General features: G+C 71.6%; 15 protein-coding genes. 7 read left to right on the top strand and 8 right to left on the bottom strand.

Annotated elements, in window-relative coordinates; translation table 11 throughout:
* The first annotated feature begins 95 nt into the window (after positions 1–95).
* Complete coding sequence (locus LOK46_RS17435; RefSeq protein ID WP_273559194.1) at positions 96–761, top strand: response regulator; 666 nt, start codon at positions 96–98, stop codon at positions 759–761.
* Positions 758–2,185 (top strand): sensor histidine kinase, encoded by a 1,428-nt coding sequence (locus LOK46_RS17430; protein ID WP_273559192.1) that lies wholly within the window; start codon positions 758–760, stop codon positions 2,183–2,185. Before LOK46_RS17435 ends, LOK46_RS17430 begins: the two co-directional genes overlap by 4 nt.
* A 30-nt stretch (positions 2,186–2,215) precedes the next feature.
* Here LOK46_RS17430 and LOK46_RS17425 read toward each other — a convergent pair whose 3' ends face one another.
* The 8 genes from LOK46_RS17425 to LOK46_RS17390 all read right to left on the bottom strand — a co-directional run bounded on the left by LOK46_RS17425 (position 2,216) and on the right by LOK46_RS17390 (position 10,702).
* Positions 2,216–3,499 (bottom strand): TRAP transporter large permease, encoded by a 1,284-nt coding sequence (locus LOK46_RS17425; RefSeq protein WP_056533341.1) that lies wholly within the window; start codon positions 3,497–3,499, stop codon positions 2,216–2,218.
* Positions 3,496–4,083 carry a TRAP transporter small permease gene (locus LOK46_RS17420; protein WP_273559187.1) on the bottom strand — a complete coding sequence of 196 codons (588 nt, stop codon included), beginning with the start codon at positions 4,081–4,083 and terminating at the stop codon, positions 3,496–3,498. The genes LOK46_RS17425 and LOK46_RS17420 overlap by 4 nt, the downstream gene beginning before the upstream one ends.
* A 28-nt stretch (positions 4,084–4,111) precedes the next feature.
* Complete coding sequence (locus LOK46_RS17415; protein WP_273559185.1) at positions 4,112–5,113, bottom strand: TRAP transporter substrate-binding protein; 1,002 nt, start codon at positions 5,111–5,113, stop codon at positions 4,112–4,114.
* 171 nt (positions 5,114–5,284) lie between these two features.
* The gene (locus LOK46_RS17410) at positions 5,285–6,088 is read right to left on the bottom strand and encodes an enoyl-CoA hydratase/isomerase family protein (RefSeq protein WP_273559184.1); all 804 of its coding nucleotides are present in this window, start codon (positions 6,086–6,088) and stop codon (positions 5,285–5,287) included.
* The gene (locus LOK46_RS17405; RefSeq protein WP_273559182.1) at positions 6,085–7,341 is read right to left on the bottom strand and encodes a CaiB/BaiF CoA transferase family protein; all 1,257 of its coding nucleotides are present in this window, start codon (positions 7,339–7,341) and stop codon (positions 6,085–6,087) included. The genes LOK46_RS17410 and LOK46_RS17405 overlap by 4 nt, the downstream gene beginning before the upstream one ends.
* Positions 7,342–7,357: 16 nt before the next feature.
* Positions 7,358–8,482, bottom strand: a complete 1,125-nt coding sequence (locus LOK46_RS17400) for an acyl-CoA dehydrogenase family protein (RefSeq protein WP_273559180.1) — start codon at positions 8,480–8,482, stop codon at positions 7,358–7,360.
* Positions 8,479–9,630 carry an acyl-CoA dehydrogenase family protein gene (locus LOK46_RS17395; RefSeq protein WP_273559178.1) on the bottom strand — a complete coding sequence of 384 codons (1,152 nt, stop codon included), beginning with the start codon at positions 9,628–9,630 and terminating at the stop codon, positions 8,479–8,481. Before LOK46_RS17395 ends, LOK46_RS17400 begins: the two co-directional genes overlap by 4 nt.
* 61 nt (positions 9,631–9,691) lie before the next feature.
* Positions 9,692–10,702 carry an ABC transporter substrate-binding protein gene (locus tag LOK46_RS17390; protein WP_273559176.1) on the bottom strand — a complete coding sequence of 337 codons (1,011 nt, stop codon included), beginning with the start codon at positions 10,700–10,702 and terminating at the stop codon, positions 9,692–9,694.
* Positions 10,703–11,026: 324 nt separating this feature from the next.
* On the opposite strand from LOK46_RS17390, the gene LOK46_RS17385 reads away from it, so the two are divergent.
* The 5 genes from LOK46_RS17385 to LOK46_RS17365 all read left to right on the top strand — a co-directional run bounded on the left by LOK46_RS17385 (position 11,027) and on the right by LOK46_RS17365 (position 15,778).
* A complete protein-coding gene (locus LOK46_RS17385) occupies positions 11,027–11,926 on the top strand; it encodes an IclR family transcriptional regulator (RefSeq protein WP_273559174.1) in 900 nt (299 codons plus the stop codon).
* Between the two features lie 375 nt (positions 11,927–12,301).
* Positions 12,302–13,450 (top strand): MFS transporter, encoded by a 1,149-nt coding sequence (locus tag LOK46_RS17380; protein ID WP_273559173.1) that lies wholly within the window; start codon positions 12,302–12,304, stop codon positions 13,448–13,450.
* Positions 13,451–13,704: 254 nt separating this feature from the next.
* Complete coding sequence (locus tag LOK46_RS17375) at positions 13,705–14,514, top strand: N-acyl homoserine lactonase family protein (RefSeq protein WP_273559171.1); 810 nt, start codon at positions 13,705–13,707, stop codon at positions 14,512–14,514.
* Between the two features lie 12 nt (positions 14,515–14,526).
* Positions 14,527–14,853 carry an NIPSNAP family protein gene (locus LOK46_RS17370; RefSeq protein ID WP_273559169.1) on the top strand — a complete coding sequence of 109 codons (327 nt, stop codon included), beginning with the start codon at positions 14,527–14,529 and terminating at the stop codon, positions 14,851–14,853.
* A 52-nt stretch (positions 14,854–14,905) separates the two neighbouring features.
* Complete coding sequence (locus LOK46_RS17365; RefSeq protein WP_273559166.1) at positions 14,906–15,778, top strand: NAD(P)-dependent oxidoreductase; 873 nt, start codon at positions 14,906–14,908, stop codon at positions 15,776–15,778.
* Positions 15,779–15,780: the final 2 nt, after the last annotated feature.

Raw genomic sequence — 15,780 nt, 5'->3', positions numbered from 1 at the left:
CCCGGGATGTCCGGTGCCCTTGCTGTGCAGCGCCTGGGCGGAAATGCTAGGCCGGGCTCGCCGCCCGGGCCAGGACAATCGATCACGGGAGGAGCATGCGCGTTCTGGTCGTCGAGGACGATGCCGCCCTGGCGCGCGGCCTGATCGCCGCCCTCCGGCAGGGCGGATACGCCGTCGACCACGAGGCGGACGGGGCCGACGCGGTCCGGCTCGCGACGAGCGAACCCTACAGCCTCGTCGTCCTCGATCTCGGGCTGCCGGGCCTGCCGGGCTTCGAGGTGCTCAAGGCGGTCCGGGCGGCCGGCTCGACCGTTCCCGTGATGGTACTGACCGCGCGGGACGCCATCACCGACCGGGTCCGCGGCCTCGATCTCGGGGCGGACGACTACCTGCTCAAGCCCTTCGACCTCGCCGAGTTCGAGGCGCGGGTCCGGGCCCTGGTGCGCCGCGGGCAGGCGGTGCCGAACCCGGTCCTGCGCTGCGGCACGCTGGAGCTCGACCGGGCATCGGGCACCGTCACCCTCGACGGGGCGCCCGTCGCGCTGCGGCGGCGCGAACTCGCCGTCCTGACCATCCTGATGACCCGCGCCGGGAAGCCCGTCCCGAAGGAGCGGCTGAGCGCGGAGATCTTCGGCTTCGACGAGGCTGTCGCGCCGAACGCCCTCGAGCTCTACGTCGCGCGTCTCCGGAAGAAGCTGCAGCCGCACGGGCCCGAGATCCGCACCATCCGCGGCCTCGGCTACCTGCTGATGCCGGTGTGACCCAGGCGCGCGTCCCCTCGATCCGGCGGCGCCTGCTGGTCCGCATGCTGCTCCCGGCCCTCGCGCTGGCGCTGGCGCTCGGCTTCGCGGGCGCGCTGGTGATCCGGAACGTGGTGGAGACGACCCACGACCGCCTGCTCGACGGCTCCGTCCTGGCGATCGCCGAGCGGCTGACGGTGGAGGACGGCGAGGTCTCGGTCGACCTGCCCCGCGTCGCCCTCGGGATGCTCGAGAGCCAGGCCCAGGACCGGATCTACTACGGCGTCACCTATCTCGGGGAGCTGGTGACCGGCTACCGGGATCTGCCGATCCCGGATGTTGGCGCCCTGCAGCCCGGGGTGACGATCCATCGCGACGGCGTCGTCCGCGGGGCGAGCGTGCGGATCGCCGCCCAGGCGCGGCGGGTCTACGGGAAGCCGAGCCCGGTCCTCGTGCAGGTCGCCGAGACGCGCGAGGCCCGCCAGACCCTGGAGCGACGCCTGCTCGCGGGACTCGCCCTCGCCGAACTCGGGCTGCTGGGCCTGATCGGGGCCCTGTCCTGGTACAGCATCGACAGCAGCCTCAGGCCGCTGACCCGGTTGAGCGACGCGATCGGCCGGCGGGCGGTCCCGGGCGCGATCAACCTGCAGCCGCTCGACGTGGCCGGGGTGCCCCGCGAGGCGCTGGCCCCGGTTTTCGCCCTCAACACACTGCTCCACCGTCTGGAGCAGGCGATCGCGGGCGAGCGCAGCTTCACGTCCGACGCCTCGCACCAGCTGAGAACCCCGCTCGCCGTCCTGCGGATGCACGTGGAACTGCTCCGCCGGACCCCGCCCGGCGACGCGGCCCAGGCCGCCACGATCGACGACATCGACGGCGCCGCGCGGCGCCTGGAACGGCTCCTGTCGCAGCTGATCGCCCTGGCACGCGCCGACGAGGGTCTTGCCGAGACGGGGGCGCCGGCCGCGGTCGCGGACCTGAACGACGTCGCGACCCGCGTGGTCACCGAGCAGGTGCCCCACGCCCTCGCGCGCGGCGCCGAGATCGCGCTCGATCGTCCCGACGGCCCGATGCCGGTCGTGGGCGATCCGTTCATCGTCGGCGAGATCCTGACCAACCTCGTGGACAACGCGATCCGCTACAACCGGGCCAGGGGCACCACCACGCTCCGCGTCCGCCGCACGGAGGTCGGTGCCTGCGCGGAGGTCGAGGACGAGGGGCCGGGCATCCCGCCCGAGGCGCGCGAGAAGGTCTTCGAGCGGTTCTACCGCGTCGCGTCCCGGGACGGGCCGGAGGGCAGCGGCCTCGGCCTCGCCATCGTCCGGGCGCTGGCGGACCGGATCGGCGGAGCGGTCACGCTCGCGTCTCCCGCCGCGCGGTCAGGGCTGGTGGCGCGCGTCGATTTCCGCGTGCCCCGGGACGCCGCGACGCCGGCCGAGCCCTAGGCTGCACCCGCGCGAGCGGCCCGGCGCCCGTCACATCGCCCCCAGCGCCCGCGGGAGCCACAGGGAGAGGGCGGGCCAGTAGGTCACCAGGACCAGGAAAGCCAGCATCGTCAGCAGCCAGGGCAGCACCGCGACCGTCAGCTCGGAGATGCCCATATGGGCGATGCCGCTCGCGACGTAGAGGTTGAGCCCGACCGGCGGGTGGCACAGGCCGACCTCCATGTTGACCGCCATGATGATCCCGAAATGGATCGGGTCGATCCCGAGCTTGACGGCGATCGGGAACAGGATCGGCGCCATGATCAGCAGGATCGAGGACGGCTCCATCACGTTGCCGGCGATCAGCAGGATGATGTTGACGACGAGCAGGAAGACCAGCGGGCTGAAGTTCATGGCGATCAGCCACGCCGCCATCGTCTGCGGGATGTTCTCCGACGTCATCAGGAAGGAGAACAGCACCGCGTTGGTGATGATGTAGAGCAGCATCGCGCTCATGTTGGCGGAGGCGAGGAGCACGCGGGGCACGTCCGACAGCTTCAGGTCGCGGTAGACGAACACCGCGATGACGAAGGCGTAGACGGCGGCGGTCGCGGCCGCCTCGGTCGGCGTGAAGATGCCGGCGTAGATGCCGCCGATCACCATCACCACGAGGAACAGGCCCCAGGCGCTCTCGCGGAACGCGCGCAGGCGCTCGGCCCAGGAGGCCTTCGGCATGCGCGGGTAGCCGCGGCGCTTGGCGATGACGAAGGTGACGCTCGCCAGCATCGCCGACAGGACGATGCCGGGCATCACCCCGGCCAGGAACAGGTTGCCGATCGAGGAATTCGTCGACACCCCGTAGAGCACGAGGATGATCGAGGGCGGCACGAGGATGCCGAGCGCCCCCGAGGTGGTGATCACCCCCGCGCCGAAGCGGCGCGGGTAGCCCTCGGCCACCATGGCGGGCAGGATGATCGAGCCGATCGCCACCACGGTCGCGACGCTCGACCCCGACACGGCGGCGAACAGCGCGCAGGCGACGACGCCCGCGAGCCCGAGGCCGCCCGGCCAGTGCCCGACGAGCGAGGTCGTGAAGGCGATCATCCGCCGCGCCACGCCGCCATGGGCCAGGAAGTTGCCGGCGAGGATGAAGAACGGGATCGCCATGATCGAGAAGTTCTCGATCCCGGTGAACAGCTTGAGCGCGACGCTCTCGATCGGCACCTGCGTCAGGGTGAACAGGAAGGTCAGCACCGTCAGGCCGAGCGCGATCGAGATCGGCATCCCGGTGAGCATGAGGGCGATGAGCAGCCCGAAGATGATCAGGCCGCTCATGCGGGGCCTCCCTCGCGGCCGAGCTGGATCGGGTCGACGCCCTCGACGGTCCGGACGCCGTCGACGTGGGCGTGGTCGCGGGCGGGCAGGTGCCCGGTCGTCCAGTAGCCCCAGGCGACCTGCAGGAAGCGGAAGCACATCAGGTAGGAGCCGAGCGGGATCGCGAGGTAGACGATCCAGACCGGGATCTCCATGTCGGGCGTCGTCTGATCGGTGTGGCCGATGCGCCAGACGAAGTTCGTGCCGAGCGTGCCGACGATCCCGGTGAACAGGGCGCCCGCCGCGAGGCTGACCAGGACCATGACCCGCCGCGCCCCCGGCGGCAGGCGGTTGACCAGGACGTCGACGCCGACATGGATGCCGGTGCGCACGCCGTAGGCCGCGCCGAACTTCGCGACCCAGATGAACATGTAGATGCACAGTTCCTGCGACCAGCCGAAGTCGATCCGGTCGGTGTAGTCCTGCAGCGCCGGGATGCCGGAGAGGAACCGGTGCACCACCGTGGCGAAGGTGATGACGGTCGCGGCCGCCATCAGCGTTCCGATCAGCACCTCTTCGAGCCGATCGAGAAGTTTCAGCAACATGGTCGGTCCGGGTGGCGCGGCGGCGGGATCAGTTGTTGGGCGCCGCCTCGGCTTCCTTGTTGAGCGCCGCGACCAGATCCTTGCCGACGCGGGAGGCCATCTCGCGCTGGACCGGCGCGAGCGCCTTGCGCCACGCGGCGTTCTCGGCCTCGCTCGGCGTGTAGACCTCGGTCTTGCCGGTGGCGCGGATGTCGGCGAGCGCCTTCTCGTTCTGCTTGTCGGCGATCTCGTGCTCGTAGGCGGTCGCGTCCTTGATGGCGCCCTCGAGCGTCGTGCGGATGTCGGCGGGCAGGCCGTCCCAGAAGCCCTTGTTCACGATGACCGCGTAGCCGATGTAGCCGTGATAGGTCAGGGTGGCGTGCTTCTGCACCTCGTTGATCTTCTGGGTCGTCACGTTCGAGGGCGGGTTCTCCTGGCCGTCGACCACGCCGGTCTGCAGAGCCTGGTAGAGTTCGGAGAAGGCCAGCACCTGCGGCAGCGCGCCGAGCTGCTTGAACTGCGCCTCAAGAACCTTCGAGGACTGGATCCGGAACTTCAAGCCCTTCATGTCCTCGGGGACGTGCATGGGCTTGTTGGCTGTGAGGATCTTGAAGCCGTTGTCCCAGTAGCCGAGGCCCTTGATCCCCTTGGATTCGAGCTTCTTGAACAGGCCCTGGCCGATCGACCCGTCCTGGACGCGCCGCAGCACCTGCTCGTTGGGGAAGATGTAGGGCAGGTCGAAGGCCTCGAACTCCTTCACGCCGAGGGGCCCGAACTTGCTCGTCGACGGCGCCAGCATCTGCACGGCGCCGAGCTGGAGCATCTCGACCTCTTCCTTGTCTTTGTAGAGCGTGCTGTTCGGGTAGATCTCGACCTTGACCGCACCCTTGGTGCGCTCCTCGGCGAGCTGCTTGAAACGCTCGGCGCCCTGGCCCTTGGGCGTGTCGGTGGTGGTGACGTGGCTGAACTTGATGACGATCGGGGCCTGCGCCGCGGCCGGCACCGCGAGGGCGAGCGCACACACGAGCGCACCGAGAATCCGAGCCGTCATCGCGTCCTCCCAGACGTTAGGTCCGCGTCGTTGCGCGGATTGAATTTTGGATAGACTTGCAGGTGGGCGCGGTGGCGACAAGCGCGAAAGTGCGACGCCCGGGGGAAGATGTCGCGCGCGCCGAACGTTTCTGTCTTGATGCGGGCGACAACGGGACCGGGCCCGGACGCTTCAGGTCCTGTCTCGCCCACCGATGAAGGCCTGCACCGCCTCCCGGTGCTCGGGCGTGGCGGTGACGACGGCGTAGTGCGAGGAGATCAGGTCGAGGTTCGTGCGCAGGTCGTTGCGCATCCCCTGGTAGACCGCCCGCTTGATCAGGCTCAGCGTCAGCGGCGGCGCCTTGGCGATCTTGCGCGCGAGCGCCGCCACGGCCGGCATCAGGTCCGCGTCGGCGTGGACGCCGTTGACGAGGCCGATCCGGAGCGCCTCGTCGGCGTCGACGAAGTCGCCGGTGAAGAACAGCTCCAGCGCCTTCGCGGTCCCGACGAGGCGGGGCAGGAAATGGGCGCCGCCCGCGCCGGGGACGAGACCGACGCGCACGTAGGTCTCGGCGAAGCGGGCGCTCTGCGCCGCGAAGCGCAGGTCGCACATCAGGGCGAGGTCGAGGCCCGCGCCGGTGGCCACGCCGTTCAGGGCGGCGATCACCGGCTTGTCGAGATCCTCCAGCGTCAGCGGGATGCGCTGGATCCGTCCGTAGAGCTCCTCCTTGCGCCGGGCCGGCGGCTGGTCGAGGCGCTCGCCCATCTCGACGATGTCGCCGCCGCTGCAGAAGGCCGAGCCCGCGCCGGTCACCACCACGACGCGGATCGCCGCGTCGGTGCGGCAGCGCTGCAGGGCCGCCGTCCAGGCCTCGATCATCGGGAAGGTGAAGGCGTTCTTCCGGTCGGGGCGGTTCAGCGTGATGGTCGCCACCCCGTCGGCGACGGAGAACAGCAGGTCCTCGCCGGCGTCTCGGGTCTCGGCTTCAACACTCATCGGGCGGCCTCCAGGGGCGCGGTGTCGAGATCGTCCGGCGCGTCGATCAGGGCGGCGATCTCCGCCGGCTCGAGCCCGGCCTCGGCCAGGACTTCGGCGGTGTGCTCGCCGTGCCGGGGGGCGTGGCGGCGGATCGCGAAGCGGCTGCCGCTGAACGAGACCGGCCTGCGCATGGTGCGGTAGCGCCCCTCGCTCGGGTGCTCGGCGCTGCCGAAGAAGCCCACCGCCTTCAGGTGCTCGTCCTCCGGCAGGTCCTCCAGGCCGAGGACCGGCATGCACGGGATGCTCACCGAGTCGCAGAACGCCACCCACTCGGCGGTGGTCCTGCGCGGCGCCTCCTCCTCGACGAGCGCGTAGAGGATCTCGATGTTGTCGACCCGCACGGCGAGCGGCGCGAACCGCGGGTCGTCCACGAATTCGAGCCGGCCGGTATGGATGAAGAAGTCGCGCCAGTTCCGGTCCGAGTAGGGCAGGATGCAGGCGTGGCCGTCCCGGGTCCGGTAGGGCTTGCGCCGCGGGCTCAGGACCCGGTTGAAGCCCGGCGGACCGAGCGGCGGCTCGAAGGCGTAGCCGACCATGTGCTCGACGAAGTTGAACTCCACCATCGTCTCGAACATCGGCACCTCGACCGCCTGCCCGCCGCCGCCGGCCCGGCGCTCGTAGAGGGCGGCGAGGATCGCGCAGGCGATGGCCTGACCGGCGATCTTGTCGCACAGCACCGTGGGCAGGTAGCCGGGCTGGCCGGTGACTGTTGTCTGAAGGGCCGCGAGGCCGGAGCCCGCCTGGATCAGGTCGTCGTAGGCCGCCTTGTGGGCGTAGGGGCCGTCGGCCCCGAACCCGTAGGCGCCGCAGAAGACGATGTCGGGCTTGAGCGCGCGCACGCGCTCGTAGCCGTAGCCCAGGCGCAGGATCGCGTCGGGCCGCATGGAGTGGACGAAGACGTCCGCGGTGACGATCAGCCGGTCGAGGGCGGCCCGCGCCGCCGGCCGCTTCAGGTCGAGGCGGACACTGCGCTTGTTGCGGTTGAGGTGCAGGAAGTTGCCGCCCATCCCGGCGCCCCGGGCGGGCCGGTAATGCCGGAAGGAATCGCCTTCCGGCGTCTCGACCTTGATCACGTCGGCGCCGAGATCGGCCAGGATATGCGTCGCCGAGGGCCCCATGATCACGCTGGTCAGGTCGACGACCCGCACGCCCGCCAGCGGGCCGGCCGTGTTCGTCTCGGCGGGGTGGGTCTCGACGGGGTGATCCGGCACGCACAGGTCTCCCATCTCAGCCGGCGCCGCCGCGGAGCCGGACCAGCATCGGCCAGAGGGCCGCGCCGCCGCCGGCGCAGACCGCGCGCCCGATCCGCTCCTGCCAGAGGGCGTCGGATCCGAACTCGTCGCGCCAGGACCAGAGCCGCCGCGTCGCGCGGTGGAGCGGGTGCTCCTGGGTGAAGCCCATGGCGCCGTGGATTTGATGGCCGATCGCCGCGACGTGCCCCGCCGCCTCGCCGCAGCGCGCCTTCGCGACGGCGGTGGCGAGGACGAAGCGCGGGTCGCTCCAGCAGGCGGCCGCGAGATCGGCGGCCGCGGTCGCCGCCGCGACGTGGCCCGCGGCCTCGGCCAGCATGTGCTGGATCGCCTGGAACTTGGCGAGCGGCCGGCCGAACTGCTGCCGCTCCTGGGCGTGATCGAGGGCGGAGCCGAGGCAGGTCTCCAGGGCGCCGACCATCTGCTGCGCCCGGACCCAGGCGCCGACGGAATCGACGGACGGCACGCCCGCTTCGGCGGCCCAGCCCGGCGCGGTGCGGACATCGTCGGCCGGGACGGTGCGGCCGGTCAGGTCGAGCGTGTCGCGCGGCTCGCCCGCGAGATCGTGGTGCGTGTCGCGGAGCGTGCCAGGCGCGGTGACCCGGACGAGATGCGGGACGCCGGCCGCGTCGACGGCGTCGAGGAGCAGGGCGGGGACCGAACCGCCCCAGGGCACCTGCGCGGCCCTTCCGTCCAGGACGAAGCCGTCCGCGTGCGGCGCGATCCGCACGGGACTGCCGCCCGGGACCAGCGACAGGGCGTCGTCGCCCGCCTGTCCCCCCGCGGCAGCCCAGAGCGCCGCGCCGGCGACGGTCTCCGGCAGCGGCAAGGGGAGGGCGGCCCGGCCGCATCGCCGGATCAACTGGGCCGCGGTCGTGGCGGTGAGGCCGATCCCGCCCTCCGCCTCGGGCACCAGCGCCAGCGGCAGGCCGCTCTCGGCGAGCGCGGCCCAGAGATCCGCCGGCCAGGCGGCCGCGCCCGCGGCACCGTCGCACGCCGCCAGCAGCGCCGGCGTGAGGTGCTGGGCGAGCAGACGCTCGACCTGATCGAGGACGATCCCGTCGACCGCGTCGCCGGCCTCGGCGTGGTCCGTCCGGCTCATCGCAGCCCCAGCCCCCGGGCTATGACGCCGCGCAGGACCTCGCGGGTCCCGCCGCGCAGCGTGAAGGAGGGTGCCCGCAGGGTCACGCCGCCCAGCGCCTCTCGGAAGGCGTCGCCCTGCACGGTGAGGCTCGGCTCGACCGGCACGAGGCGCCGGGCGATCTCCGGCACCGCGCGCTCGAAGCCGTTGCCGACATCCTTGACGAGCGCCGCCTCGACGCCCGGCACGACGCCCTGGTCGAGGAGGCGGGCCACCGAGGCCGACATGCCCAGCAGCGCGGTGAGCTGCGCCACCATCCGCCCGGTCTCGACCGCCTGGAACCGGTCCGGCTCCGGCCCGATCCGGTCGACGAGTTCGACGAGCAGCCGGTAATCCGACAGGAAGCGGTCGGGGCCCGAGCGCTCGAAGGCGAGTTCCTCCGTGACGAGACCCCAGCCCGCGCCCTCGGCACCGACCCGCATCGCGTCGGGGACGCGGTAGTCGGTGAAGAACACCTCGTTGAACTCGTGGTGGCCCGACAGGTCGAGGATCGGCCGCACCGTCACCCCCGGCGCCGCCATGTCGACGATGAACTGGGTCAGCCCGCCGTGCCGGTCCGGCCCGGGCTCCCCGGTCCGCACCAGGGCCAGCAGGTAGTCGACCTGATGGGCGTTCGTCGTCCAGATCTTGGAGCCGTTGATCACCCAATCGTCGCCGTCGCGCACCGCGCGGGTCCGCACGGCGGCGAGGTCCGAGCCGGAATTCGGCTCGCTCATGCCGATGCCGAAGGCGCAGTCGCCCCGGCAGATGCGCGGCAGGATCGCCCGCTTGGCCGCCTCGGTGCCGTGCCGCAGGATCTGCGGGCCGGACTGGCGGTCGGCGATCCAGTGCGCGCCGCAGGGGGCGCCCGCCGCCAGCATCTCCTCGGTGACGACGAAGCGGACGAGGCCGGAGCGGCCGTGGCCGCCATAGGCCTCCGGCAGGGTCAGGCCGATGAGGCCCGCCGCCCCGGCGCGACGGCTGAAGGCGGCGTCGAAGGTCGTCCACGAGGTCCGGTGCGGCACGAAATGCCCGGCCGCCCGTTCCGCGTCGAGGAAGGCGCGGACGGAGGCGCGCGCGGCCTCGGCCTCGGGCGGGAGCGGCTCGGCGCTGAAGCGGAAGCTGTGCATCGGGGCTCCGTGGGGGCTCCGTGAGCGGCGGGACGTGCGGGCGACGCGGAACCGGCGCCGCTCAGCTCCCGTCGCGGCCCTCGAGGCCGGGGAAGAAGATCTCCTGCCAGTCGCCCGGCACCTTCCGCAGGAAGCCCTGCGCCGCCATCGCCTTGGCGAGGTTGACCATGCCCTTCGGGGCGACGTCGTAGACGATGGAGCCGTCGGTCAGGATCGTCTCGACCTGCGCGCGGTCGATCTGCACCTGCTCGGAGGCGAGGTAGATCGTCGCCGCACGCTTGGGGTCGCTGCGGATCAGCGCGACCGCGTCCTCCATCCCGGCGCGGATCGCCTGAGCGACCTTCGGGTTCGCGTCGACGAAGCCCTGCTTGGCGTTCAGGGTCGCGGCGGTGATGTCGCCGCTGCCGATCAGGCCGGTCGAGGTCATGACCGTCCGGATCTTGGGATCCGCCTGCAGGACCTGCGTGAACGGCGGCGTCGCGAAGTAGCCGGCGATGCCCTGTCCGGCGCGCATCGCCGCGGTGGCGTCCGGATGGGGCAGGCTCACCATCAGCGCGTCGGCCTTGGCGGAATCGCCGAGCTGCTGCGCCGCCGCGACCCGCAGCAGGATCGCCTGGGGCGAGTTGAAGGCCGGGACCGCGACCTTGTCGCCGAAGGTGAAGTCCTTCAGCGCGGCGACGCCGGGCTTGCCGGTGAACAGCGTGTAGACGACCGAGCTCAGGGCGGTCAGGCTCTTGATCTGCTGGCGCCCGCGGGTCTTGTCCCAGGCGATCAGGGCGCCGGCCGAGCCGAGGGTGCCGAGCTCGACGCTGTCGGACAGCAGCGCGTCGTTCATCGCCGTCGAGCCGCTGAAGCGGGTCAGCGTCACGGTCAGGCCGTCGAGCCCGGCTTCCTTGGCGCGCTTGTCGAACAGCCCCTCGCTCTGCGCGATCATCACCGGCAGGTAGACCAAGCCGTACTGGAGGCCGATGCGGACGGAGGCGGTCTCGGCCCGTGCCACCGCTCCGAGGGCCGGAAGCGTCAGCGCGGCGACGAGGAGGCGCGCGGCGACGGCCGCGTGGCGGATCGGCATCGGCATTCCTCCCGAACAGGGCCGCGCTTGCCGCGCGGTCTCCCGGTGCCGGTCCATCAGACGGAGCCGACACCGCGGACGAGTAGGGCAGAGCGCGGACCCGGCTTCAACCGCCATCGCCCTTCTGCTGAAGAATATCACATGTGTGATGGGAGGCGCCGATCATGCAGGCGCTATACTGCCGGCAGGCGGCATTCGGGCTCGCGCCGCGGCAGAGGGGAGCTGCGACAGCGATGCGCCGCGATCGGGACGGATCCGCGCGGGTAAGACCAGTGCCGTCGCGAGCCGTGCGGCTTCCGGAATCGCCGTTTCGCGGGGTCGGGCATGGGTGAGCGCATCGGTGAACGGGGCGCCGCGTCCACGGACCTCACGGTGGGGGCGGATCCCGCCGGCTCGGATCTGACCCTGGTGAAGTCCGCCGGACGGGTGCTCCAGATCCTGGAGCTGTTCGATGAGATCCAGCGCGAGGCCCGGGTCTCCGAGATCGCCGAGCGGCTGAGCGTTCCGCAATCCTCGACCTCGGTGCTCCTGAAGAGCCTCGTGCGCCTCGGCTACCTCGACTACGACCCGGCGAGCCGCAGCTTCCTGCCGTCGCCCCGGGTGGCGCTCCTCGGCGCGTGGCTCGACAAGGGGCCGGTGCGCGACGGCAGCCTCGTGCGGATGCTCGAGCACCTGTCGGAGCGCACGGGTGGCACGGTGATCCTCGCCGCGCGCAACGCGATCTTCTCGCAATACGTCCACGTCCTGCAGGCGCGCACCGCCATGCGCTTCCACGTCCCGCCCGGGACGCGCCGCCTCGTCGTCTGGTCGGCCACCGGCACCGCGCTCCTCGCCGACAGCCCGGAGGCCGAGATCGGTCCGCTGGTCCGCCGCACCAACGCCGAGGCGCCGGCCGAACAGCCGCCGATCGCGCTCGCGGCGGTCCTGGCCAACCTGGCGCGGCTGCGGCGGGACGGGCACTTCTTCTCCCGCGGCCTCGTCACGCCGGGCGCCGGCTCGATCGCGGTCCCGCTGCCCAGGCGCATCGACAGCCGGGGCCGCCCGCTGGCGGTGGCCGTGTCCGGCCTGCTCGACGAGTTCGAGCGCCGGGAAGCGGAGATCGCCGCGACGATCCACGACGCGGTCGCGCGGTTCCTGCCGGAGGACACGGTCCACGACAGCCGCGCGGACGGCCCGGATGGGCGCGACAGGCTGCCTCTCCCGAGCGGGAGAGGGTCGGGGTGAGGGGCGGGAAGGCTCAGGACCGAGCGCGCGATGAACGTGCGTTCGGGTCGAGCTTCTTCCGGACAGTTCTCGTCCCTCACCCTGTCCCTCTCCCGCGCGGGAGAGGGGACCCGCGCCTCATTCTGTGACGATGGCGCCGCTGTCGTGTCCCGTGGCCGGAGCGTGCCTCGCGGTCCACATGCCTCTGTTTCGACGCGCTCTCGCGCCGAGCCGCTGGCCGCTTCGGCGGGCAGTGCTCTGAGGCCGGCCGGCATCGGGCTCCGAGGCCCGTGCACGGCTGCAGATCAAGGATCGCGGGGCTGCGGGGCCCGGTGGCGCGCTAGGGATGCGCAAGCCTTGCCGCTTCGAATTCAACACAACGGAGACATCATCATCGTGCCCGGCGCCCCATCCGCGCGCAGTCCCGAGCGGCCCGAGGCGCCGCGTCCGACCATCGCCGGCAACACCGCCCTCGGCGTGACGCAGATCGTCCTGTGGGGCGGCACGTTCTTCCTCACCGCGGTCGTCTCGGACCCGATCGTCGCCGAGACCGGCTGGCCGCAGGCGATGGTGGTGGGCGCGCTCTCGCTGGCGATCTTCGTGTCGGGCCTGCCGGCGCCGTTCGTCGGCCGCATGATCCGGCGCCACGGCGGGCGGCCGGTCCTGGCCGCCGGCGCCACGATCATCGCGGCCGGCCTCGTGCTGATGGCGCTCGCGCAGACCCTGCCGGTTTTCCTGCTCGCCTGGGTGGTCGCCGGTCTCGGCATGTCGGCCGCACTCTACGACCCGCTCTTCGCGGCGATCGGCCAGGCCTACGGCGCCAACGCCCGCGGGGCGATGACCCAGATCGCGATCTCGTCGGGCTTCGCGGTCTCGCTGTGCTGGCCGGCGACGCGGTTCCTGGTCGATCAGGTCGGCTGGCGCGGGGCCTGCCTCACCTACGCGATCCTAGCCGTGACCCTCGTGGTCCCGCTCTTCGCCTGGGCCCTGCCGGCGCGGAGGGTAGCGGTCGAGCCCGCGGTATCACCCCGGCCCTACGCGCCGGCCGGTTCGGCCGAGGCGGCGCGCCTGCCGGCGGAGCGCCTGCTCGCCGTGACCTTCACGATGGCGGCGATGATCATGACCGCCGCCTCGGTGCAACTGCTCAACCTGCTGCAGGCGCAGGGCGTCGGCGCGACCGCCACGGTGGCCCTGACCGGCCTGATCGGTCCCGCCCAGGTCGGCGTGCGCGTGGTCGAACTCGCCCTCGGCCGCCGCGCCCATCCGGCTTGGTCCCTGCTGCTGTCGAGCGCCAGCGTCGGGCTCGGGCTCCTGCTGCTGGCGACTTCGCCGGCCATGGCGTGGCTCGCGATGCTGCTCTACGGCGCCGGCAACGGCATGCGCACCGTCGTGCGGGGCACGCTGCCGCTGGCGCTCTACGGACAGCGCGAGTACGCGGCGGCGATGGGCCGGCTCGCCCGCCTCCCGCTCCTTGGCCAGGCGATCACCCCGCTGGCCTGCGGCTACTCGCCGAAAAGTTCGGCCTCCTGCCGCTGCTGGAGGTGATGCTGGCCGTGGCGGCGATCAATCTCGGCCTGTCCCTCTGGGTGTTCGGCTTCGCGATGCGCCGTCCGAACGCGCAGGCCTGATCGGACTGGGAGCCGGTCACGGCGTCGCCGACCGGAGCCCGCAGCCAGCGCGAGCGATCTCGCTCTTGCCTGATTGACAGATTGTCGGACGATGTGCTCCATTCGGCACGCGGATGAGAGGCATCCGCGAGGACGAGCCGGATCAACCGGCCGCCTGAAGGAAACGCCCGCATGGACGCAGAGATCTACGAGATCTACGCGATCAAGTACGCGCATCATCACCGTATGGCCCGCGAGAACTTCATCGGCGGGGACATCCACGACGGCCCGATGCCGATCGACTACTTCGTCTGGGTCGTCGTCGGCGGCGGCCGAACGATCGTCGTCGATACCGGCTTCGACCGCGCGATGGCGACGAAGCGGGGCCGCAGCATCGTGCGGCCGGTCGAGGAGGGGCTGGCCCGGATCGGCGTCGACCCGCTGCGGGTCGAGGACGTCGTCCTGACCCACCTGCACTACGACCACGCCGGCAACCACGACCTGTTCCCGACGGCCCGCTTCCACGTCCAGGAACGCGAGATGGCGTTCTGCACCGGCCGGTGCATGTGCCACCCGGAGGTCCGCCACCCCTTCGCCGCCGAGGACGTGAAGGCGATGGTGGACCGGCTGTTCGAGGATCGCGTCCGCTTCCGCGAGACGACCGACACGCTGTATCCGGGGATCACCCTCCACCGGGTCGGCGGCCACTCGGACGGCCTGCAGATCGTCCGGGTCCGGACCGCGCGCGGCTGGGTCGTGCTGGCCTCCGACGCCGCGCACTTCTTCGCCAATATCGGACGCCGGCTCGCCTATCCCATCGTCTACAACGTCGGCGACATGTTCGAGGGCTACCGGACGGTCCGACGTCTGGCCGACTCCGAGGATCACATCGTCCCGGGCCACGATCCGCAGGTTCTCGCGATCTACCCGCCAGCGGCCGAGGACGTCGTCGGCTGGATCGCGCGCGTCGACCTGCCTCCGACCGCTTCACCGACCTACTGACCGGAGGATTCCATGATCGTCGAGATGCGCGTCTACTACTGCGCCCCAACCCGGCTGCCGGCCCTGCTGGAGCGGTTCCGCTCCACCACGCTCGGCTTCTTCCAGAAATACGGCATCGAGCAGATCGGATTCTGGACCACGCTCGTCGGGCCCGACAACCACGCACTCACCTACCTGCTCAAGTGGGACGACATGGCCCAGCGCGAGGCGCGCTGGAACGCCTTCCAGGCCGATCCGGACTGGATCGCCGCCCGCGCCGAGACCGAGAAGGACCGGCCGATCGTCGCCCGGATCGAGAACACCTTCCTCGCCCCCACGGACTTCTCCGCCCTGCGCTGACGGGGACACGCGGCGGGCGTCTCCGGTCGTCGCCCAGAGGGACATTCACGGCATGGAACAGAGAACCATCGGCGTCATCGGCCTCGGCATGATGGGCGACCCCATGAGCCGATGCCTCGCCCGAGCGGGGCACGCGCTGCGCCTGCTCGACGCGGACGCGGGCCGGACCGACGCGCTCGCCCGGGATCTCGGCGCGGCGACGCTCACGCGGGAGAACGCGTCCGAACTCGACCTGCTGATCACGATGCTGCCGAACTCGGCCATCGTCGAGGCGGTGCTGCTCGACGAGGGCTGGGCCGACGCGCTCCCGGCCGGCGCTACCGTGATCGACATGAGTTCCTCGGAGCCGGTCCGGTCCCGCGCCCTCGGCGAGACGCTCGCCGGGAAGGGGATCGGCTATCTCGACGCGCCGGTCTCGGGCGGGGTGCGGCGGGCGGTGGACGGCACGCTCGCGATCCTGGTCGGCGGCGAGGCGGATCTCCTCGCCCGCTGGCGGCCGGTGCTGGAGGCGATGGGCTCATCCGTCCTGCATATCGGCCAAGTGGGATCGGGCCACGCCGCCAAGGCGCTGAACAATTTCGTCTCCGCCGCGGGCCTGCTCGCCACGGTCGAAGCGCTCCACGTGGCGCAGCGCTTCGGCATCGCGCCGGAGGCCATGACCGACGTGCTCAACGCCTCGTCCGGGCGCAGCAACACCTCCGAGAACAAGGTCAAGCAGTTCATGCTCAGCGGCAGTTTCGCCTCGGGCTTCTCCCTGAAGCTGATGGACAAGGATCTCGGCATCGCCGGGGCCCTGGCACAATCGGTCGACTACCCGCTCGGGTTCGGCCGGCACTGCATCGAGACCTGGCACGCGATCGCCGGCGAGGTCGGGCCCGCGGCCGACCACACCGAGATGTACCGCCTGCTGGCCGAGGGAGCCTGAGA

The organism is Methylobacterium sp. NMS14P, from assembly GCF_028583545.1.
Classification (GTDB): Bacteria; Pseudomonadota; Alphaproteobacteria; order Rhizobiales; family Beijerinckiaceae; genus Methylobacterium.
This window is presented reverse-complemented; position numbering and strand designations above follow the sequence as displayed.